General features: G+C 37.3%; 20 protein-coding genes. 2 read left to right on the top strand and 18 right to left on the bottom strand.

Annotation, left to right across the window (positions count from 1 at the left end):
- Window positions 1-12: 12 nt before the first annotated feature.
- Window positions 13-879 (top strand): cysteine ABC transporter substrate-binding protein, encoded by an 867-nt coding sequence (locus tag QM867_RS05165; RefSeq protein WP_414315282.1) that lies wholly within the window; start codon window positions 13-15, stop codon window positions 877-879.
- Between the two features lie 67 nt (window positions 880-946).
- Here the strand turns inward: QM867_RS05165 and QM867_RS05160 are convergent, their stop codons facing one another.
- The 3 genes from QM867_RS05160 to QM867_RS05150 are packed head-to-tail and all read right to left on the bottom strand — an operon-like array spanning window position 947 to window position 6,546.
- Entirely contained in the window at window positions 947-5,137 is a 4,191-nt protein-coding gene (locus QM867_RS05160; RefSeq protein ID WP_281334804.1) for a G5 domain-containing protein, read from the bottom strand.
- Between the two features lie 47 nt (window positions 5,138-5,184).
- Window positions 5,185-5,616 carry a hypothetical protein gene (locus QM867_RS05155; protein WP_281334805.1) on the bottom strand — a complete coding sequence of 144 codons (432 nt, stop codon included), beginning with the start codon at window positions 5,614-5,616 and terminating at the stop codon, window positions 5,185-5,187.
- Window positions 5,617-5,634: 18 nt separating this feature from the next.
- Complete coding sequence (locus tag QM867_RS05150) at window positions 5,635-6,546, bottom strand: hypothetical protein (RefSeq protein ID WP_281334806.1); 912 nt, start codon at window positions 6,544-6,546, stop codon at window positions 5,635-5,637.
- 96 nt (window positions 6,547-6,642) lie between these two features.
- On the opposite strand from QM867_RS05150, the gene QM867_RS05145 reads away from it, so the two are divergent.
- Window positions 6,643-6,879 carry a helix-turn-helix domain-containing protein gene (locus QM867_RS05145; RefSeq protein WP_414315281.1) on the top strand — a complete coding sequence of 79 codons (237 nt, stop codon included), beginning with the start codon at window positions 6,643-6,645 and terminating at the stop codon, window positions 6,877-6,879.
- 214 nt (window positions 6,880-7,093) lie between these two features.
- Here QM867_RS05145 and pyrE read toward each other — a convergent pair whose 3' ends face one another.
- From pyrE to QM867_RS05070, 15 genes are all read right to left on the bottom strand, one after another.
- Window positions 7,094-7,726, bottom strand: a complete 633-nt coding sequence (pyrE, locus tag QM867_RS05140; RefSeq protein ID WP_281334807.1) for an orotate phosphoribosyltransferase — start codon at window positions 7,724-7,726, stop codon at window positions 7,094-7,096.
- A 38-nt stretch (window positions 7,727-7,764) separates the two neighbouring features.
- Window positions 7,765-8,466: an orotidine-5'-phosphate decarboxylase gene (gene pyrF, locus QM867_RS05135; protein ID WP_414284421.1), complete on the bottom strand. Its 702-nt coding sequence runs from the start codon at window positions 8,464-8,466 to the stop codon at window positions 7,765-7,767.
- 544 nt (window positions 8,467-9,010) lie between these two features.
- Window positions 9,011-10,348 carry an ISLre2 family transposase gene (locus QM867_RS05130; RefSeq protein ID WP_000863692.1) on the bottom strand — a complete coding sequence of 446 codons (1,338 nt, stop codon included), beginning with the start codon at window positions 10,346-10,348 and terminating at the stop codon, window positions 9,011-9,013.
- Between the two features lie 109 nt (window positions 10,349-10,457).
- Entirely contained in the window at window positions 10,458-10,787 is a 330-nt protein-coding gene (locus QM867_RS05125; RefSeq protein WP_000972579.1) for a hypothetical protein, read from the bottom strand.
- Window positions 10,788-10,880: 93 nt separating this feature from the next.
- Window positions 10,881-11,153, bottom strand: a complete 273-nt coding sequence (locus QM867_RS05120; RefSeq protein WP_000138497.1) for a hypothetical protein — start codon at window positions 11,151-11,153, stop codon at window positions 10,881-10,883.
- Entirely contained in the window at window positions 11,150-11,968 is an 819-nt protein-coding gene (locus QM867_RS05115; RefSeq protein WP_006154569.1) for a ParA family protein, read from the bottom strand. Before QM867_RS05115 ends, QM867_RS05120 begins: the two co-directional genes overlap by 4 nt.
- Window positions 11,969-12,091: 123 nt before the next feature.
- Window positions 12,092-12,682: a hypothetical protein gene (locus QM867_RS05110; protein ID WP_006154511.1), complete on the bottom strand. Its 591-nt coding sequence runs from the start codon at window positions 12,680-12,682 to the stop codon at window positions 12,092-12,094.
- A 14-nt stretch (window positions 12,683-12,696) separates the two neighbouring features.
- Window positions 12,697-14,037, bottom strand: coding sequence for a CHAP domain-containing protein (locus QM867_RS05105; RefSeq protein ID WP_414315280.1), 1,341 nt, complete (start codon window positions 14,035-14,037; stop codon window positions 12,697-12,699).
- A 15-nt stretch (window positions 14,038-14,052) separates the two neighbouring features.
- The gene (locus tag QM867_RS05100) at window positions 14,053-14,304 is read right to left on the bottom strand and encodes a hypothetical protein (RefSeq protein WP_001107250.1); all 252 of its coding nucleotides are present in this window, start codon (window positions 14,302-14,304) and stop codon (window positions 14,053-14,055) included.
- A gap of 19 nt (window positions 14,305-14,323) precedes the next feature.
- Window positions 14,324-16,270 carry a virulence factor gene (locus QM867_RS05095; RefSeq protein WP_414315279.1) on the bottom strand — a complete coding sequence of 649 codons (1,947 nt, stop codon included), beginning with the start codon at window positions 16,268-16,270 and terminating at the stop codon, window positions 14,324-14,326.
- Between the two features lie 10 nt (window positions 16,271-16,280).
- Window positions 16,281-16,928, bottom strand: coding sequence for a hypothetical protein (locus QM867_RS05090; protein ID WP_006154580.1), 648 nt, complete (start codon window positions 16,926-16,928; stop codon window positions 16,281-16,283).
- Window positions 16,928-17,236, bottom strand: coding sequence for a DUF5592 family protein (locus QM867_RS05085; RefSeq protein ID WP_006154524.1), 309 nt, complete (start codon window positions 17,234-17,236; stop codon window positions 16,928-16,930). Before QM867_RS05085 ends, QM867_RS05090 begins: the two co-directional genes overlap by 1 nt.
- 146 nt (window positions 17,237-17,382) lie before the next feature.
- Window positions 17,383-17,664, bottom strand: coding sequence for a BRCT domain-containing protein (locus QM867_RS05080; RefSeq protein WP_006151897.1), 282 nt, complete (start codon window positions 17,662-17,664; stop codon window positions 17,383-17,385).
- An 8-nt stretch (window positions 17,665-17,672) separates the two neighbouring features.
- Complete coding sequence (locus tag QM867_RS05075) at window positions 17,673-19,784, bottom strand: pLS20_p028 family conjugation system transmembrane protein (RefSeq protein WP_414315298.1); 2,112 nt, start codon at window positions 19,782-19,784, stop codon at window positions 17,673-17,675.
- A gap of 122 nt (window positions 19,785-19,906) precedes the next feature.
- A complete protein-coding gene (locus QM867_RS05070) occupies window positions 19,907-20,407 on the bottom strand; it encodes a lipoprotein (protein ID WP_301392047.1) in 501 nt (166 codons plus the stop codon).
- Window positions 20,408-20,477: the final 70 nt, after the last annotated feature.

The following is a 20,477-nucleotide window of genomic DNA, read 5'->3' as shown; positions in this document are numbered from 1 at the left end:
AAGGAGATTATTATGAAACTACTTAAACCAATTCTAACTGTTTTTGCTCTAGCATTTGCGCTTATCTTCGTCACAGCTTGTAGTTCAGGCGGAAGCTCTGATGCTTCATCTGCTAAGGCGACTGCCAAAGCTCGTACTATTGATGAAATTAAGAAAAGTGGTGAACTTCGAATCGCGGTATTTGGAGACAAAAAACCATTTGGTTATGTTGATAATGACGGTTCTTACCAAGGTTATGATATCGAACTAGGGAATCAATTAGCACAAGATCTTGGTGTCAAGGTTAAATACGTTTCTGTCGATGCTGCCAACCGTGCTGAATACTTGATTTCTAACAAGGTTGATATCACCCTTGCCAACTTTACAGTGACTGACGAACGTAAGAAACAAGTTGACTTTGCCCTTCCTTACATGAAAGTTTCTCTCGGTGTTGTGTCACCAAAAGATAAAGTCATCAAGGACGTTAAAGAACTTGAAGGCAAAACCTTGATCGTTACAAAAGGAACGACTGCAGAAACCTACTTTGAGAAAAATCACCCAGAAGTAAAACTCCAAAAATACGATCAATATAGCGACGCCTACCAAGCCCTTCTTGATGGACGTGGAGATGCCTTCTCTACTGACAATACTGAAGTTCTAGCTTGGGCACTTGAAAACAAGGGATATGAAGTAGGAATTACTTCTCTTGGTAATCCAGATACTATTGCACCAGCAGTTCAAAAAGGTAACCAAGAATTACTTGACTACATTAACCAAGAAATCGAAAAATTAGGTAAAGAAAACTTCTTCCACAAGGCTTATGAAAAAACACTTCACCCAACCTACGGTGACGCTGCTAAAGCAGATGACCTGGTTGTTGAAGGTGGAAAAGTCGACTAAGTTTTAAAAAGAAAAACGAACAAGGCTAGAATTCTGGTAATCAGAATCTTATCTTGTTCGTTTTTATCTAGTCCATCATAGATGCAATTTCCATCATAGCAACAACATTAATTGCTTTACCAGAGGTTAGTGAATGATTAGCAAATCCAAGAGCTACACGGAATTGTACATTCTTGTTTGCTGGGCTATAACCATCTCCCATCATCATAGCTGCATAGTGACTTTTAGAGTGTTTCCATCTAGTATAGAAATTATGAGCTAATGCCTTTTCATTTGTAAGACTCACAATATCCCAAACATCAGTTGCTTCTGCTGCGTTTTCTGTCATTGCATTTGTTTGTTTGTAGAACTCTGGATCATAAGCAGTTGACCAACGAGAACCATCAGGACGTTTATGCTTACCTTCCTTCTTACCTTGATAACGTAAAGATCCATGATCTGCCATTTCATTAGCACGAATATTAGCAACTCGAGTTAATTCGCTATCATCTGCTGCGATTGTTGCAGGAGTCAAGCCTTTACGAGTGCGTTCTTCATTAAGAAGTTCCATGAAGTGTTCATTAAGTTTACGATTATCTATAATCTGTTCAAGCTTGTCAAGTTCTGCTTGAGAAAGGCGTGATGCTTTCCAAACTGAGACAAGTCCCATGTCTCGAGGAAGATCATCTCCGTCATCTGTTTCATCAACAGCCACACGATCTTTATCAGCTTGAGAAAGATTATCGTGTAGATACTTAGCACTGCGGTGATCTTCATTGTTCGGATCTAAACCGTTTTCACCTAAACTCTTAATATCTTTCCATGTGCCATCAATATCATAATTGTCATCACTTGTTGGAACAATGACATCTGTTGGATCAGCGACACGTTTTTTCTTAGTACCATTAAAGGTAATGGTATCAACTGCATCCTTAGTTTCAACTAGCTCACGACTTTTAACAGTTCGTTCACCAGTTTTATTGTTTACTGAAATAACTTTGCGGTAACGTTTGAAGCCGTCACGCCCATTTTCAGTACGACTTTCACCCTCAAAAAGGTTAGAGTCATTTTCAGTTCGAGAACCATGAGAAATTGTTTCAGTTTCTTCTTCAGTAACTTCAGACATCAATTTCTTAGTTCCATAATGAACAACTTTTTGTTTTGCTGGAACAGAGTTGATAAGTTCACGACTGATTTCTGTGCGGGTTTGATTTTCATCATTTAGATACTTAACTTTATAAGTTTCTTTACCATTTACAGCATCTTCAACAGTTTCATCACCTTCAAAAAGATTAGAATCTGCTACTCGTTTTTCACCTACAGAAACAATGACTTTATCTTCATTCACATAAGTATAACGTTCTTTTGTTCCCTTAAAGGTAATGGTATCAACTGCATCCTTAGTTTCAACTAGCTCACGACTTTTAACAGTTCTTTCACCGGTTTTGTTGTTTACTGAAATAACTTTGCGGTAACGTTTATAACCGTCACTTCCATCTTCAGTACGAGATTCACCTTCGAAAAGGGTAGCATCATTTTCTGTTCGATAACCATGAGAAATTGTTTCAGTTTCTTCTTCAGTAACTTTAGACATCAATTTCTTAGTTCCATAATGAACAACTTTTTGTTTTGCAGGGACAGTTTTGATTAGTTCACGACTGACTTCTGTACGGTTTTGATTTTCATCATTACTGTACTTAACTTTGTAAGTTTCTTTACCATTTACAGCATCTTCAACAGTTTCATCACCTTCAAAAAGATTAGAATCTGCTACTCGTTTTTCACCTACAGCGGTAATAACTTTGTCTTCGTTAGCATAAGTGTAACGATCTTTGGTTCCAACTTCGACTACTTCATCAACTGCTGGAACAGTTTCAGTATTGACTAGTTCACTCTTAACAAGTTTACCATCTTCATAGTAGTCTTTGTAGTTTTCGATAATCTCACCGTTTTTACCTTTAGTTTTAACAACTCGTTGATCAGAGAAAAGCTTGTCACTTTTAACTTCTACAGTCTTGAAGTTTTCTCCAGCTTTACGCTCAACTCGAGTTTTGTTTTCTGTCAAAACTTTATGTGTTCCAACTCGAACAACTTCTTTAACAGGTTTGACCTCATCACTTTTCACTACAGATGAACGACCATTTCCGTAAACAATTGTAGTTTCTGTATAAGAACCTTTTTGACCCTTAGTTTCTACTACACGTTTCCCTTCATTTAGTGTCTCATCTTTAACTTCTTCAGTTTCGTAATTTACTTCAACTGTTCGAGAAGTGCGGCTTGTTTCAACATTTTCACCGGTTCCGATTTCAACAATTTCATAAACTGCAGGAACTTCATTTTCTCGTTTTTCATCACGAGAAACTTCTTTTCCATCTGGAGTAGTGACAACAATAGTTACAAGTTCATAAGAACCATCCTTGCCAACTTGAATTACTTTTTTCTCGCCTTTTGGAAGGTCTGGATTTGTGCTGCTAGTAACTTTATGTTCAACTTTGTGAGTTTCTCGAGTTACTGTTTCAAGATTTTTCTTAGAAACTTTTGTTCCTACATGAACAACTCTGTTTTTTGCATCTTTTTGAGTAGAAGAAACAAGAGTACGACCAATTTCTACACCATCTTCAAGTGTTACAGTATAGACTTCAAGTTTTTCACCAGATTGACCAGCTCTCACTTCTTTTTCTACTCCAGCATCTAAGTTTTCATCTGGAACGTATTCTGTACCAGGAAGAATAGGAGTACGAACTACCTCTTCTTTTGTAGTACGAACTACTTCTTTAGAAGTTTTAGCACCAACATGGATAACTTTATCAACTGCAGGAATTGTTTGAGTTCCTGTTGCTACACGACTAACTTCTACACCATTTTCAATGGTAATTGTGTAAGTTGTTTCTGTTTTTCCTGCAACACCTTCTTGAACAACTTGAGTTTCACCAACATTAAGATTTGCATCTGGGACATGTTGGACTCCAGGTTCAATTACAGAAGTTTCTACTTCAGTTCGAGTAGTTACAACTTTTTTAACTTCAGGCTGAGCTGGAATGGCTGGCTGAGCTTCTACAGCTGGTTTTCCATCTTCTGCTGGTTTAGCAGGCACTTCTGGTTTTGCTGGAGTAGCAGGTTTAATAACTTCTTCAGTTGTTTTTTCACCAACTACAGTATTAGTTTTACCAGTTTCAACTTGTTCTTTGTTTCCTGGTAAAGTTGCTTGGTTATTACCTTCAACCTTATCTTTTTTCTCTTCTAAAGTTTTTTCTTCTTTAGTTGGAGTACCAGTTGTTTGGTCTTTGTTTTCTGGAACAGTTGGAGTTGTAACTTTAGTTTCAACTTCTTTTTTCTCTTCCTTCTTATCTAAGACCTTATCTTTTTCCGGCTTAGCTTCAGGTAATTTTTCTTGAACTTCAGGAGTTCCTTTTTCGATAACCACCAACTCTGGAAGTTTAGTCTGGACTTCAGGAGTGCCTTTTTCACTAACTACCAATTCAGGTAGTTTGGGTTGGACTTCTGGAGTTCCTTTGTCACTAATTACCAACTCAGGTAATTTAGGTTGAACTTCAGGAGTGCCTTTTTCACTAATTACCAACTCAGGTAATTTAGGTTGAACTTCAGGAGTACCTTTTTCGCTAATTACCAACTCAGGTAGTTTAGGCTGAACTTCTGGTGTTCCTTTGTCACTAACTACCAATTCTGGTAGCTCTTGTTGAACAGCTGAAATACCTTTGTCATCTGTAACTACAAGTGATGGAAGTTCTGGTCGAACAACCAGCTTCCCTTTTTCTAATGTCGTTTTTTCTACCTCAACTTTTTTAGTTAAGCTATCAGATTTTTCCAGTATTTTATTATCTTTATTACCTACCTCTTGTCTAGAAACTTGCTTAACTGCTTCTTCACCTTCATTTGTTACCTGTGACTTAAGCTTTTCCTCTACCTTCGTTATTTCTGATAATTTTTCATATGATTTATCGAGAGATTTAATCGAATCTTCAACACCAACTTCTTTAGTAGCTACAAATACTTTGGACAATTCCTCTTTGGCATCTACTTTAGGTGGGAAACTCTTCTCTGTTTCTTTAATAGTATCAGTTGTTGAGTATTCTTTTTCTTTTGAAGAAGAATCTGAAACAGTAACACTTTCAGATTTTCCTTGGTTTTGACTCGATTGATTTTGCAACACAACAGTTCCAGCTAAAATTCCTAAAAGTGCGACAATTGCTGCTGAGATTACCCAACCTCTTCTACCTTTTTTCAAAGTCTTTTTTTCGTTAGTATTTTGTCTATCCATCTTTATTTTCCTGACTTTTCAATGATTCTCTCTTTAACATACCTACACTATCTAATATATTTTTTAGAAAAACGATAATTTCGAACAGTACCTATAATACCTCCTATGCTGCATGTAAATAAAATCAGAATAAAAATGGAAAAGCTATCGCCAATTACTTTAATACTATATAGATAATTAAAAATTAAAAATAAAGGTAGCGAAATCGGCAGTATAGTACAGCTCACAGCAGCTCGTCTCATTTCTTTGGTCTCTCCACTCATAAACCAAGTCAAAGGCAAAAATCGCATCCAGTTTAAATATTCTTTCTGTTGGATTTTTTCTTCAAATAACTGAGTAAATAAAGTATAAAACGGCAATGCGACATAGTAAGTTGCTTTGACTAAAAAGTACATTACAGTTATAAAAATGGCAAAACCCCACCACATATCTCTATCTGTTTGATCAATATCACTTTCATATTTCGGTTTTCCAAACATCTTATTTCTCCTAATCTATTATTTCATTAAATTTGTAAATGTATTAATTGTTGTCATTTTGTTATTGTAATCAACTTTTCTTTGTAATTCTTGAAACTGATAATTTAATTGCTCTGTCCTTATCAAATCTTCATACATATTTTGCGCTTGTCCTAGGTCATAGGCTCTACCTTGATCAATTACATTAACCATATAAGCAAAAGCATCAAAATGAATATCTAATCCTGCTTGTTGCCTTGCATAAACAAATGGGATACTATTCAATTTCTCTATACAATAGTTTCTAGCTTGAGCAACTTCATCCTTATGTTCTTTTACTTGATTTGCTATTGGTTTTTCATGCTTCACTCGTTGATAAGCAAAATAAATTGGAGACCATAGCAGAACCCATGCTCCCACCCAAAGGGAGTATTCAAAAGGTTTACTTAAGATTCCTAAACCAGAACTAGAAAATTCACCAAGTCTATCCATATAGGCAACTAAGAACAATGAACCTAAAATTCTGAAAATCCATCCCAAAACACTTAATTTCAGGTTGATAAGAGAAACATGTTTTCCATCTACTATATAAAAATACTTAGTCAGGTCTTCTACTCTTTTAGACCAAATAGCAGCTTCAACTATTAAGTTTCTACTCCGTTTAGGCTCTTCTATTGTCGAAAGATATTCTTGTAAAACAGTCTGGTATGATTGCGGATTAGCGATAGGATAATATTCATATTTTTTGCCTTCTGCAGTAATGACATCAAGTGAATGGTATGTCCCATTATCAAAAACTTCAGACCAATGTTTATTTGGTAACCGCCCTTTTACATAAGCTTCCCAAATAGTCCATTCATCAAACAAATCTGACTTATATTCATCCGGAATAATTCCTAAAAAATAATCTAACTCATTCTCCTCTTGAGAAATAATATCACTCTTATTCATCTATAACTCTCCTTTCCTAGTTATTTTATCATATTGTGGATATATACACAATATGAAGTCAGATACTTTTTTCTTATAATTAAATAAAAGGAGTTGATGACGATAATCAGTTTTAACCCACTCTGGGCTACAATGAAGAAAAAAGAAATTTCTCAATATAAGTTATTAAAATCCGGAGTTGATAACAAAACTCTTGACAGCTTAAAGAAAAACAAAAACATAACTTTACTAACTCTAGAAAAGCTATGTCTCATTTTAGATTGTCTTCCAAATGATATCGTTGAATTTATCGAAGAAACTCCCGATTCAAATATTAGTAACACATTTATCTAGTTCTAATATTTATTCTTGTATTGGAACATTTACTTAATCTACCTTCTATGACATTGTTCACAGTATAAATCCAATAATCAGAACAAAAACTCAATTTGACTAGAAACTTCGAAAAACATTTCCACAATAAAACGCATCATATCAAGCTTTTCTACACCTGATATGATGCGTTCTTATATTATGAAAGTCTCTTTCTCAAAACTCTTTGATTTTTCTACACTTCTTGCCAATTTTCCTGGTCTTCTTTAAATCGTTTTAAAAGGTCAAGTCCTTCTGGTGTGATGTAGCCTTCTTCTTGGGCTAGGTGGATAAGCTCGCTATAGTTTGAAAGGGTCACCAGTTTGACACCAGCATCCGCAAAGTTCTTATCTGCTTTTGCTAGTTGATAGCTAAAGATAGCTACAACACCTAGAACATCTGCTCCTTCACGCTTGGCAGCAGCCACGGCCTCAAGAACTGAGCCACCAGTTGAAATCAAATCTTCAACAACGACCATTTTTTGCCCTTGGGCTACACGGCCTTCAATTTGGTTGCCTGCTCCGTGGTCTTTTGGTTTGCTACGAATATAAGCAAATGGCAGATTCATCTTATCAGCGATGATGGCTCCGTGTGGAATCCCTGCTGTTGCAGTTCCTGCAATCACTTCTACTTCAGGAAAGGCTTCTTTGATAGCTTCCACAAAACCATTTTCAATCAAGTTGCGTGTTTCTGGGTATGCAAGCGTTACACGGTTGTCCGTATAAATCGGTGACTTAATGCCTGATGCCCATGTGAAGGGCTCTTCTGGTTTGAGGTAAACGGCCTGAATTTTCAATAGATGGCTAGCGATGTCTTTAGCAAGTGTCATGGTGTGCTCCTTTTTATAGTATTAAATGAATCTTCTTTTTAAACCCAATCTTGTGTCCATTCTTCTTTGATGGCATGGTAGGCTGCGACTGGATCAGCTGCTTGCGTAATCGGACGCCCAACTACGATGTAGTCACTGCCAATCTGGTAAGCTTGTCCTGGGGTTACTACCCGTTTCTGATCTCCTGCTTCTGTCCCTCTTGGGCGAATCCCTGGTGTCAGACAGATAAAGTCTTCATGAGTTGCTTGTTTGATAAGCTTGGCTTCTTGAGCCGAGCAAACGACTCCATCTAGACCAGCTTCAGCTGTTTTCTGGGCATAGTGGATAACCGACTCTTGGAGGCTGGTTTGGATATTTTGACACTCCTGCATTTGTTCTTCCGAGGTTGAGGTTAATTGGGTCACCGCTATGAGAATCCCCTTATCTCCCAATCCTTCACGCGCTGCCTGCATCATCTCAACTCCACCTGCTGCCTGCACATTGGTCATATCAACTCCTAGGTTGGATAAGATTTTCATGGTTGATTTGACTGTATTGGGAATATCATGCAGTTTGAGATCCAAAAAGACACTATGTCCTAATGACTTCAAATAGCGGACAACTTCAGGCCCTACAGCATAGTAGATTTCCATTCCTACTTTGACATAGAGCTTTTCATCTGCTGGAAATAGGGCTAAAAACTCCTTGGCTTCTTCAAAACTTGGAAAATCCAGAGCTATGACTGGGCGACTTTCACGCATGTGTTTCTCCTCTTATCTTTCTTATCAGCCCAACTTCCTTCAAAAAGACTACAAAAAAGGAACCTGCCAACAGCAAGGTTCCACGAAAAATGGGTAGAATCCACCCTTTCACCGTCTAACCTTAGCTGCCTCTCTGGACTGCTTTAAAGGTTTTTAACTATTCTATTATTTAAAGCGGGACTTGTCAAGTAAAAACTAGTATCCGTATGCGGTAGAATTTTTTAGAACGCCTAAATTCATACATTTTTTAGGAGAACATCACCGAGTTTTAAAAAAAGACTGAACAAATTTCTTGCTCAGTCTTGACATTGATACACTTATCAGGTATCATTAATTAAAGACTGAGTAAGAAGGACGAGTTCTTACTCGGTAAGGCGAGAAGTGTTAGCGCACTTTTCGTCTTTTTTTATTCGATTAATTTAAGTAGATTATAACACATTTTTACACACCGTGCAAGCATTTTATGTTTGATTGTAGCACAAAAAGACCTTTTTTTTTCAAAGGTTGTTGTTGTATAACTTTTTATATACTTTATTATGTACTTCTATTGTTTTCGGAAGTAGGATAATCTTTTACTATCAGGGTAACATTGATATCTAGATGTATTTTCTTTATCCGTTTTACTCATTCTCTTTTTAATGGTATAAGCAGAAATTTCCTCTAAAGAAATAAATTTTTCATAATCTTCTCTCCAGTTGCCAAAGAATAATTCTCTCAAGGAATCCTCATAATTCAAAACAATTATCCGACTCATCGTTTCAGCTCCAGCAAGTGTCCAGTACATTCCTCTTTTTTTCATTCTATAAGTGACCTTACGATGCTGACTCTCCATTATCCCGATTCCTGCATGACTGAATCCCCTTTGTTCAGCTGGTTTAGTGAATTGGAAATTTCTCAATATTTTACTCTTGAACTTCTCAAATGACTCTTGTTCTTCTTCTGTCTCGATATAACTTTCAGTTGTATCTAGGACAGTTCTCATTAACTGCTTGTCATGTTGCTTAATCGCCTGGAAAGCTCTCTCTAATAGATCTTCAGAGTAAAATTTTAGATAATTCTTTAACTCTTTATTTACATGGTACTCATCCCAGAAATGTTCGTGGCGTTTAATTCGCAAAACCTTCGCAATCTCTTTGAAAACATAGGGTGTATATCCATGACCTCCATCAGAATTCGTAATCAATAAAGTCCTATCCGTAACTTCATAATTATTGAATAGATAATCGATCACCTGTTCCCTCACTAAGCGGTTGTCAAGGCCAATAAATTCTTTTTTGTCCTGGAGTTCAAATCGATTGCTGCCAACTTTCTGGCTTCCCGTATGGACTACAAAATGGGATAAATCATAATGTTTATTATCCTTTTGTGTATCACGTGCTTTAACCATCACACCATCACCCTCAATATAAATAACCTGGGCTTTTCTTTTGCGAAATTCTTTATTCTCTTCATAATATCGATAGCCTTCTCTTTCCTCCAATAACTTCTCACAAATTTTTACAGCTTTTACTACAATTGGCTTTGTGATAGAGATGTGATAAGTCAATTGAATCACCTGAGTTACTTTATCATATGGCATCAAAGTAGATAATTTGGCCACCTGATACATAAATTCCCAGGAGAAGCGGACGTTCTTCTGAAGCCCTAACTTTTCATCTACTGGAATGACCCAATGATCTCCCTTTTTCCAACGTCTTCTTCTGAAAGTAAACTCACCAAATGTAAAAGCAACGGTTCGCTCCATTGAATGAATACAGGTATAGCCCTTTGCTTTCATGACTGGAATCATCTCCTCATCATACCTAGAAACAAAGTTATAAAATTCTTTTGCATTTTGAAACAGCAATTGATTTTTTAATTCTCTCTCATCAAAGAAAGCCATTCAGAATCCTCCCTTATTAAAATTACGCTTATTTTAATAAATTTTGACCTGAATGTTCAAATAATCCTTTGTTCTGACAAAAAAAGAGCCTATCTTTTCAGATAAACTCTTACTTGTCATACCAGGGTTTCTCTTTTTTACTAAAATAGGATTTGCTCATTTCAATAGTAGCTATCCCCATAGGAATCAAAATAATACTCCATAAAACCGTCACAATTCCATCTGCAATAAAGGAAAAACCACCTGTAAAGTGAAGTCCCAAATACAGTAATAATACAACTGGAAGGAAAGCTGGAGCGAATTTTAAAACGGCCAACCCTAAAACAATTATAAACACCATACTAAGTCCAAATGTTTTATAGAACACATAGATTGCTATAGCTCCGATAAAAATAAAGAACAGCTGAACAAGTCTTTTAATATCAATGAAAATCATCATAGATTCCTCCTACTTCATCAGTAATATTTTAAAATTTATTATCTCCTTATATGTGGAGGCTAAATAGTTTTTGGTAAGATACCCTATAGAACGCTATTTTTTCTTTCTCTCCATCTTTTCCCATTCTCTTATAATCAGATTCTCAATATAAGATGAAGCTGATTTTTCACCGTGATACTCTACTAAAGCATCTAACATATCATATCGAACATTATGATGCAGAGAGAAAGGAAAACGTTGCTTTTTATTATAGCTGTCAGGAGACTTTCTAGCCTCCTGATTTTGTTTCCTCGAGGAAAGAGTCTTTTCTCTCTTTGGTGTACTTTGGAATGTTTGTTTTACTTGTGCGAATCGATTCTCTGTCATGCTACCTCTCCTTCTAACACATTCAAAATATTTTCATATACGTAGTTTATATTATCATAAAACTTTTGATGTGTCTCTTTTTGGTTAGCTGTCATCTCTTCATACTGCTCAAAGACACTCTGACTGATCACAAGACTCTTGGCCATGAGCTCTTTCTCCTGGATAGAACCCAGGTAAGCCTGATCTTCTTCAACAACTTCTAAAAATTGTTTGCAGGTGTCTGTTACATTGTTTCCAACGTACTTAATCTTATTCCCAATAAGATAAGGTTCTGCTTTAACATAGCTTTTCTTAGTAATAACTTCGATAGCTTCGCTCTTAATGAAATCTACAAAATTTTTCAAAGATAACCAGGCACGAAAACCATTAAGAGAGGCATCAGAAACAGCTAAGACAATATCTGATACGGCTATAAAATTAGCTGTAACTAGGCTCTCGTCATTGTGCGTATCAATCAGAATGACATCAAATTGTGCTTCTAACTCCTCGTAATGTTCGCTAAACCACATAAACAACTGGAGATATTTGTTGTTTCGACTAGCCAGATCTAACTGCTCATCTGTCAAACGCTCATCACCACAAATCAAACTGAGATTTTTTGATATTGGAACAATTTCGTACTCTCCAGTCGTAAATATATCATAGACGGTTTTCTCACATTTTACATCAAATGTTCTTGTCAAATTGCATTCCCAAGCTCCATCAATGAGTAGTGTTCTAAGCCCCTTAACACGTGCCAACCAATCCCCTTCATTAAAGGTATCTGTAGTCTTACCACCGCCACCTTTTCCTAAGTTTGTTGTCTGAATCTTCATGATTCCCTCCTTGGATAATTGTATATTTTGTTATATAACTTTTTATATACTTAATTATACCTAAAACAACTTTACTTGTCAATATAAAAGCACAAAAAGTTATATAACTTTTTGTGCAACTTGTTATCCGTATGTACCACCTATATTTCCACCAACATAGGCTTTTAGCTGGATTTGTTGAACCGTAGTATTGAAATTTCCAACGAAATAGCTGTTCTCTTCTCCATTCTTAGTTAGAACAACCAAAAATTGAATCACATCATCTGATTCAGTTGGCATCACTTCCAATTGTTTAGGTTGAAAATCATACTGATTCGTCAGAAGAGCCATCGCAAAGGTTTGAACCATCGCATTCTGTGTCATAGATAAATGATTCTCGATTGTTCCCTTGACATTTGGCAGAAAATTCGTCTTTTTTATATCTGCTACCGCTTCTTCAAAGGCTTTTAACACTTCTTTTTTGTCTTCTGAGCTTGCCTCTACGTAGGGGCGTTCTAGTTTTAACTTAGCTGTCCGATAATTCTTCTCGTCTGCTGTTTCTTCTTTGGAAGACGGCTCGTTTTGAGTGGTTCCTGAAGAACTCACCTGTGCAGCTTCTTCTATTTTAGTTTGTTGAGATGGCCTGAAACTCGATACAATCCCTATTCCTGCCAAAATCAATAGAATACCTACTACAATCGATACAACCATATTCTCCTTTATCCAATCAATCATTTTATATCCTCCTTTTAATTTGAACTTAATTTAGCTTCTCTGTCATCTGGATAAGCAAAAGAGATTACCTGTTCTTGTTGTTGTGATTTAGTCCAAATACGATAATTCCATGTATATGGAGTTTTGAACTGATCCCAACCACTCAGAGGTGTATTTTGTTCTACAAATAAGATAGAGCTATTCTCGAAAACATGACATACAATTCCAGTATGACCATATCCTCCACCTCCTACCTGTGTAGAAAAAATAGCGCCTCTTTTGGGTGTAGCCTTAACTGAATTTCCAAATATTGATGCCCATGCTGCTGCCTGATCTTTCCCATTACCTTGAACTGAACCAGAATGCCCCCATAAGTGATTTCCAATACTAATTGTAAGATTCACACATTGTCCAGCATACTCGTCACTTCCAGGATTATACCATCCTGTAGACTTAGCATAATCCATACCTAAGCTCTTAGGATCAATAATGAATGGTTTCAAGCTATCTGGTAAGTCTTCTGGTTTATACCCCCATGCAGTCGCATCTGAAGGGACAGTTCCCGTTCCATCGGTACTGCTACCTGACTCACCACATCCACTTTTTTCAGCTGAAGAAGACACCGCACTATCTGAAGAACTGACATCTTGTGTACTGGATCCTTCATATGGCTTCTCACCATGAGCAGCAATAGCTTCCTTATCAAGCCACTGATACTTCGTACCTAGTTTTTGATACATATCAGTTAGTTTGCTCTTATAAGTGCCATCTGTGGCCCATCCACCATCTGCTATAGCAGATAGGCTAGCAATACCATTTGTATTGTTTATAGCCCCTTTATAAAGCGTCTGGTGAGCCATAAACTCAGCTTTCCCTACAATCCCAGCCTCATAGCTAGAGAACCAGGTATAAGCTCCTCCTGTGCCATCTCCAACATTTGCTCCAGGCTTTGTTCCCGTTAGGTCAACACTGTCTTCACCATACGTCGCCAGAGTAACTGGAAAATTACTTTTGCTAGAGGTTTTAACACCTCCCATATTGTGAGCTTTCCAGAAGGAAGTACCATTGGGATTCGTAAAATTAAAGCCATTCTCTATCATTGTTTGAGTGATAGAGGCTGAAGGTAGGAAACCTCCTGCCTTCCAAGAGAGGATATAGGCTTCCTTATGCTTTTTTACAAAGTCATCGATGGAACCATCAGCTGAAGAAACTGTTGAATCGCTAGTTGAAGATGTTGTTTCTACGGCACCACAATCATTTCTTCCATTATTGGTTACAGCTCCCATTATCCCAACTAACATGGTTATCCCAACATTGACAATTAATAGAAGAGCTACAAGAGGAATGAGGATCTTCAGTTTAAATATTTTTTTCATGGATACCTCGCTTATCTACCACAATCCTAATATTGTTCGCAAAATTCCATAAAAAACTAAAAATACAATAAACCCTATACCTATTTTCTTGAGACCGTTCAAAAACTCCTTATCTCGTTCCTTTTGTGCTTCCAGGCGTTTTGGATCAGATTCTCCCTCTGAAGCAAAATAATCTCTTTCTTGTTTCATACGATATTTACGAATCAACACATATTGATCAAATCTCTGCTTAGTCCTTGCAATCATTCCTAGTTTATTTTTGGCCATCCTGGTTTATCTTCCTTTCTTATTCAATACCGCCATAGCGTTCAACTTCAGGAGCTAACAACTGTTGGTTAAATACTAGATTTCCAACTCCTGCAATGTTCATGAATAACTGTCCTTTCGCCAGACGAGGCAAAGTCTCTAGTTCAGACTGATTCATCGATCCAGATAAGGCGTTAGCTAGTAGAGGCACACTGGTTTCATCCGTCTGAGCAAAAACTCTATATTGCATCAAACCAAAAATCCTCTGAACAGCAGTCACATACGGATCCTTATGAGTACCGATACCTGTCTCAAACAGAATACCTCGTAGTGAATTAACAGACAATACAACACCAGCAAAATTCTCCCCCATTGTATCGATCATATCAGCCAGGAGATTAACACTACTTTCATGCTTTGGATTAATAAGTGTCTGTGCCCCACTAATATTAACAATATAGTGTTGCATATCCATCTCCGTTAAGTCAGATCGTTTCTTCAGTAGTTGCTTACAACGCTTTCCGTTATTAACAATATCAGCTGAGACAAGTGAAAGAACAGAAAATATCTGAACATTTAACAAATGAGGGGCGTTCTTCAACCCTGAGAAGTCAAATGTTACAACTTGCTCTGAAGAGATATCTTGAAATTCGGTTGTTCCCTCGAAAATTTCTGCGTTTGTTGTCAATAGTTCGTTAAACGTATTGTAAATACGCTTAACAGCCTTGTGTTCAGCTTTATCCGCACTAGTTTGTTCCAGTCGACGTTTGTAAGCATCAACAAACAAAATAAAATCAGACAGAATGGGATACTCTTCCTTTACAATATCCGTCGCTTTCAGTTTTTCTGGATTCAACGCAGGATTTCGAGCCCACAACTCTTCCTCAATATAGAAATCATTCAGGAGAGTTCCAAATGTGATTAAATCGTCTCCTGTCACTTCATTATTCAGGAGTTTATAGATACTCTTCAGTTTCTCGATATGAAGGTTGTAAGATTTCTTCTTATCAATTTCAGTTCCCGCTTCATTGGTTACTGTTGGAATCACCTGGAAGATATTGATACGGTTAGCCTCACCTGATAAATCAAGAATCAATCCATGTTGTTTTCGTGTCTGATCAAGAAACTGGCCAGTAGCATCAAAGTTACGAATATAATGCCCCTTCGCATAGAGACCGTCTGTGTGTTTCATAAGAAAAGATCGCTGTCCCATCTTTGGATTTCCAGATAGGATCATAAAGGATCTTGTTCTTTTTCCGTCACGTTCTAGAAAATTGAAATTTACCGCTCCGTTTGTTGGAGTCCATCCCAGATAGAAACCTTTCTCATCTTCTAGCTTCGTATGATTAAAGAAATATCCACCAGCTATTGAGTGAGCTGGAGTCGGTATTCCTCTTCGATGATTGGGTAAATCAATCTGATATTCAGCTGGAATAAATGGGGCATGGTATTCAAAATCTAATTCTCCAGATAGAATAGTGGATTTGAATTTTGACGTCTTGTCTTTGACCTCTTCAACCCTCTTAAATAATTCTTCTTTTGTTGATGCAAACACAAAGACACGAATATACATCCCATACATAGCTATATTCCGCTTATCAATTTCACGGCTTAGTTTATTAAGATTGTCAATTTCATCTAGTTCTTTCCGATTATTGGTTAGTTTGCTATTGTTTGTAATCCGTGTTGACTTCTCTTCAATAGAGTCCTCAATCTCTTTTTGAAGCTGTCTATTATCCTCCTTGTACAGTGACAGGAAGGAACGTGTCCCAGGGATCAATAACAATTCGGAAAGCCAAAAACGATCCATTCCTTCAGTTGGATACTCATAATAGTGTAAGACCGTATGGTATCCATCTCCACTTATCCAGGAGCGGTCATCCTTTTGAAAATCAATATTTCCTTGCGGTTGAATCTGGCTAAGAAAGGCAAGGTCATATCCTTCATTTTTTAGTTGTCTTTGTCTACGTTTTGATAAATCAGGCATGCTATCTCTCCTACACTTTCTCATTCATATTGTTATATTGCTTTATAATCTGAATTTTCTTCCTGTAGCTGATATCTTGTGGAACAAAATCATTATTTCCATAGGTTTTTGCCTTACGAACCAATTCGTCCAATTCGCTTGTTGTAGGTGCAAATAGCCACAGTATAAACTCTGTATTATAAACTTCTTGTCGGATGCTTTCTTCAACTTTAATTTGGCTTTGAAGCCAAATTTCACGATCCTTGAGTTGTAAAAAACGTCTATCATTTACTGATAACTTGGACATATCTTGTCGCACTAAATCCAAATGATGACGCAAATCTGAAATTTGAGTGTCTGTATTTGTTGGCAAAGTTGTCGTCTCCACTTGGATATTCGGTCCAAATCGAGTCAACCAGGTTTCAAAATTTTCAATGGTTCTCATAACTTCGTTGTAAGACATCGATCCTAAATCTTTACCTGGTATCTCCATCAGCTGCAAGTAGCCATAATCAACTAACTGGATATAAGCCTGGCTGTTCGGAATGATTGATTTTACATCTAACAACTCAACGCAAGAATGTAAATCAAAATATTCCTGCGTTTGTTTCTTTGTTTCTTGAATACGTCCCAGAGGGCGTTTCTCGTTTTTTGAGGGTTGAATTTGTTTAATCGCCATTATGGTTTTCTCCTTCTGATATAATTCAAGCTAATATAACGTTTTCTTCTTCGTCTGAAGAAGAGAAACATGCTGTGCCAATTCTTTTTGCCACCGTTGGCAGGCAATACAAGATATAAACTCATAACTGGTGTCAACAAAATGAATGCGAACATCTGTATCCACTGGCTTTTAGGAAAGATTTTTAAGCCAACGCTCAAAGCGATTACTCCAGTAATTCCTACAAAAGCAATATCTAGGATAAGAAGCCCTATAATCTTGATTTTGGCATAGATATCTCTAGGTACACCGTATTTTTCACCGTACATTAATTTCTCCTTTATATTTGTTTTGATACTCACATTATAATGAATAAACGAAAATATCTTTTAAAGGGACAATAGCATTTTTGCCATTATCTTTCAGGAAGTAATTACACAAAAAGTTATATTCTTTTTGTACAATAAAAGAAGTCTCAATCTTGAGACTTCTTAACTAAATCAAAGAATGATTCTTCAGAAAGAAAAGTAATCAATTGGCCTTCTGATAGTCTTCTAAGCGCTGCATCATGCTTCTTAGAACTTTTATCTGGATCAAAAAGATTCAACTGCTTGTGTCCTACAACCAATATATCTGTCCTAGAAGACACATAGTTTTGCACGACAGCCCCTTTACTTTCTAAAAATCGTATGGCTTCTTCTCGAGTTAGAGGACGTAAGCTTCCTGTGATAACAATATTCTTCCCTGTTAAATCCATAATTCATCCTATTCCTCCTCTTCAGGACTTTCAGCACCTGTGATATGACGTCCTCCCTGCATACGCTGTCCTGCTTGTTGCATCTGTTGGTTCATGTAATTCATTTGACTCATACTCTGTTGAAATTTTTGTTGAGAAGAGTCTGGTTGTTTCGGTGCTTGTGTCGATTCTACAACTGATTGAGATGAATCTTGGGTTGGTGGCTCCGTTCCTCCAGTTGGATGAGTTGACTCTTTAATTGGTGGCTCCGCTCCTTCAGTTTGAAGTGGTGGATCTTGAATTGGGGACCCTATTTCTTCAGCTGAAGGAGTTGAATCAACAATAGGTGCATCCGTTGTTCCTGGATCGATTGGTGGCTCAGGAATGTCAACTGGTCCAAATTGATCAATTCCAGGAACCGCATCGTTTTTCAAAGCGTTATAGGTCGCATTTTGAGCAGAGGCGGCTTTATCATCCAAGTTATTTAAAGCATTGCCAACTGCACCTTTCGTATTTTGCATGGCTTCAAATGCTTTCCATTCTGCTAAATCAACCATATTACTTACACCACCTTTGGCCGCATTCATCAAGCCCTGGTCTTTTACAGAGTTCAAAGCACCTTGAATACCACCTCCAGTTCTTGCAAGGCTATTCCCCAGAATCTGACTTCCTTTAGACAGGGCATCTGGAGCTTTTTTAGCCATATCCATACCAAATTGACCAAGCGCCATACCCCCATTAAAGACACCTCCTGCTCCAGCCGCAAAGGCATTGCCCATCATCATAGCTCCGAGCAGTTGTTGAGCTGTTTCACTATGACCCGTTGAAACTCCAAGCCAGCGCTCGATCATGGCCACTCCTTGCATAGCTGCAAAGAATACCCCCACATAGACAAAGGCAGCTGCGAGACACTGTTCCCACATGTTCAGCCCATCAAAGAATCCGCCAGAAAGCTTAGATACTGCTGAAACAGATAGGATTGGCAAATCTCTGAAAATCTCAAGTGTTACACGCATAATGATAACTTCAAAGAAAATTCCTGCGAAGGCACCACCAATCGTTCTTAACAACTCTTTGTATTTCTTTGAGTTTGATAGGGAGCTATAACCAAGAATCGGAGAAATCATTGCTTCAATCAGAATATCAAAAACTGATTTGACGAGCTTAATGATCATGCTGACCAAGAGAACAACAAGGATAATGTACTGAAGAAACATCCCTATCCAGTTGACTTTATAGCGCATATAAACAGATTCAAAAGCACTCAATTGATTAATGAGGCGGTGTTCTGTAATGCTTTCAACTCCAGTGTTATTAGAATTCAACTTATGGAGGAACAAGCCCTTAATCCCTGCTATTTTGTCGTTTTTCTGTATATCATCTAACATTTTTGGATTTGTCGTACCATAGTTTGCCCCAAAATCAATCTTGGTCGCAAAATCAGTCGTATCACGTTGGTCAGAATTATCCGTGATATTATTGACAGGGGTAGAACCCTCCTGAACAGGCTTGATATAGCCATAATTATCCATTGGAAACAGCTCCGTAGAAAAATCTTTGTAGATCAAGACTTTTAAGTCTACTACATTATTTTTCATGGGCTGAAGAGCCAAGGAAGAAATCGGTTGGCTACCAGATGGCGCTTCACTGGAGACCGTCTGGATAGACATGGCATCCTGTGCCACCGCTGTTGAGATAGTGGTCAAAGCTAGTGGCAATACGGCAGTTACAGCCGTTACCAAAAGGAAATTCGTGATGACCCCTTTGTATTTGACTGGCTTTGTAAAAACTCCAGCGACAGCCGACACAACCAAAATCAGGGTGAACAAAGACGTCCCCAATAACTGAAACCAGTAAAAGAACTGGCCTATAATCGTCTTCTGGTCGCCCAGATAACCGAAAAGCCCAAAGAGCTTGAACATATTATTAAAAACATGTTCTAGGCTGGAAGTGATTTGATAAAGAGCCTTGGCAATCCCTCCTGGCAAATAGGCTAGAAATGCCATAAATGCAGGAGTCGGTTCTAAATAGTTATTCCAATAGGAATAGAATTCCGCCAGCTTTTTTGCATTCTCGCCTGTGATTTCACCATTGAGATTCTTGACCTCATTCACCAAATCTGAAAAGGTTTGATAGTGCACTAAAGGTACCTTCTTTCTTTCTAAGATACCCCTATCATATTCGATAATGGCAAAATCATTTTTAAAGGGACAATGAAATTCTGACAACAAAAAAAGCCTCAAGTAATTGAGACTTTTGTAAATTAATCTGCGGCTCCATTAAAATCATAGAAAGCATTGTCTTCTTTATAGCCACGACGTAGCTCAATGATTCGGATTTTTTTACCCCCCTCAGTCAAGACGACTTGATAATAAGCCTCTGCTTCTTCAGGCTTACCTATATCCCTATAATCAACAGCGATTGTAAAAGTGTCTTTTCCTTTCAGTTGACTTTCTAAACTAACAATAGTTCCCCTGAAAGAGGCTGGAATCGACTTTACTTGTTCTTCTGAAAGCACACTGTAGTTAATACTTTCACCGTCGTTATTTGAAATAGTTCGCTTTTCTTTATCAAATTTTAAGGTAGTTCCTACTCCACCTTTAAAATCAAGACTCTCATAACCATCTTCTTGTGAAAAGCCTGTATAGCTATCTTTTAGCACATTTTTAGCAATAGAATCAGGTGATTTTTGACCACAAGCTCCAAGTATAATCAAGGCTAAACCTACTAAAACAATTCTTAAAAAGTACTTTGCTTTCATCATTTATCTCCTAACCATTGTTTATTTTATTATAGCAAACAGCTTTTTTTCTTGCAAGTGTTTATATAACTTA

Origin of the sequence: Streptococcus infantis (assembly GCF_047463635.1) — a bacterium.
Classification (GTDB): domain Bacteria; phylum Bacillota; class Bacilli; order Lactobacillales; family Streptococcaceae; genus Streptococcus; species Streptococcus infantis_W.
Note: the sequence above shows the minus strand (reverse complement) of the source record. Positions and strands in the feature narration are given on the sequence as shown.

Bases quoted from the DNA above. Each gene is read 5' to 3' on its own strand.
- QM867_RS05100 (WP_001107250.1), bottom strand. From the start codon at position 14,304: ATGGCCAAAAATAAACTAGGAATGATTGCAAGGACTAAGCAGAGATTT.
- QM867_RS05165 (WP_414315282.1), top strand. From the start codon at position 13: ATGAAACTACTTAAACCAATTCTAACTGTTTTTGCTCTAGCATTTGCG.
- QM867_RS05070 (WP_301392047.1), bottom strand. From the start codon at position 20,407: ATGATGAAAGCAAAGTACTTTTTAAGAATTGTTTTAGTAGGTTTAGCC.
- QM867_RS05110 (WP_006154511.1), bottom strand. From the start codon at position 12,682: ATGATTGATTGGATAAAGGAGAATATGGTTGTATCGATTGTAGTAGGT.
- QM867_RS05125 (WP_000972579.1), bottom strand. From the start codon at position 10,787: ATGATGATTTTCATTGATATTAAAAGACTTGTTCAGCTGTTCTTTATT.
- QM867_RS05130 (WP_000863692.1), bottom strand. From the start codon at position 10,348: ATGGCTTTCTTTGATGAGAGAGAATTAAAAAATCAATTGCTGTTTCAA.
- pyrF (WP_414284421.1), bottom strand. From the start codon at position 8,466: ATGCGTGAAAGTCGCCCAGTCATAGCTCTGGATTTTCCAAGTTTTGAA.
- QM867_RS05090 (WP_006154580.1), bottom strand. From the start codon at position 16,928: ATGGCGATTAAACAAATTCAACCCTCAAAAAACGAGAAACGCCCTCTG.
- QM867_RS05145 (WP_414315281.1), top strand. From the start codon at position 6,643: ATGACGATAATCAGTTTTAACCCACTCTGGGCTACAATGAAGAAAAAA.
- QM867_RS05105 (WP_414315280.1), bottom strand. From the start codon at position 14,037: ATGAAAAAAATATTTAAACTGAAGATCCTCATTCCTCTTGTAGCTCTT.
- QM867_RS05095 (WP_414315279.1), bottom strand. From the start codon at position 16,270: ATGCCTGATTTATCAAAACGTAGACAAAGACAACTAAAAAATGAAGGA.
- QM867_RS05115 (WP_006154569.1), bottom strand. From the start codon at position 11,968: ATGAAGATTCAGACAACAAACTTAGGAAAAGGTGGCGGTGGTAAGACT.
- QM867_RS05080 (WP_006151897.1), bottom strand. From the start codon at position 17,664: ATGGATTTAACAGGGAAGAATATTGTTATCACAGGAAGCTTACGTCCT.
- QM867_RS05085 (WP_006154524.1), bottom strand. From the start codon at position 17,236: ATGTACGGTGAAAAATACGGTGTACCTAGAGATATCTATGCCAAAATC.
- QM867_RS05155 (WP_281334805.1), bottom strand. From the start codon at position 5,616: ATGTTTGGAAAACCGAAATATGAAAGTGATATTGATCAAACAGATAGA.
- QM867_RS05160 (WP_281334804.1), bottom strand. From the start codon at position 5,137: ATGGATAGACAAAATACTAACGAAAAAAAGACTTTGAAAAAAGGTAGA.
- QM867_RS05150 (WP_281334806.1), bottom strand. From the start codon at position 6,546: ATGAATAAGAGTGATATTATTTCTCAAGAGGAGAATGAGTTAGATTAT.
- QM867_RS05120 (WP_000138497.1), bottom strand. From the start codon at position 11,153: ATGACAGAGAATCGATTCGCACAAGTAAAACAAACATTCCAAAGTACA.
- pyrE (WP_281334807.1), bottom strand. From the start codon at position 7,726: ATGACACTTGCTAAAGACATCGCTAGCCATCTATTGAAAATTCAGGCC.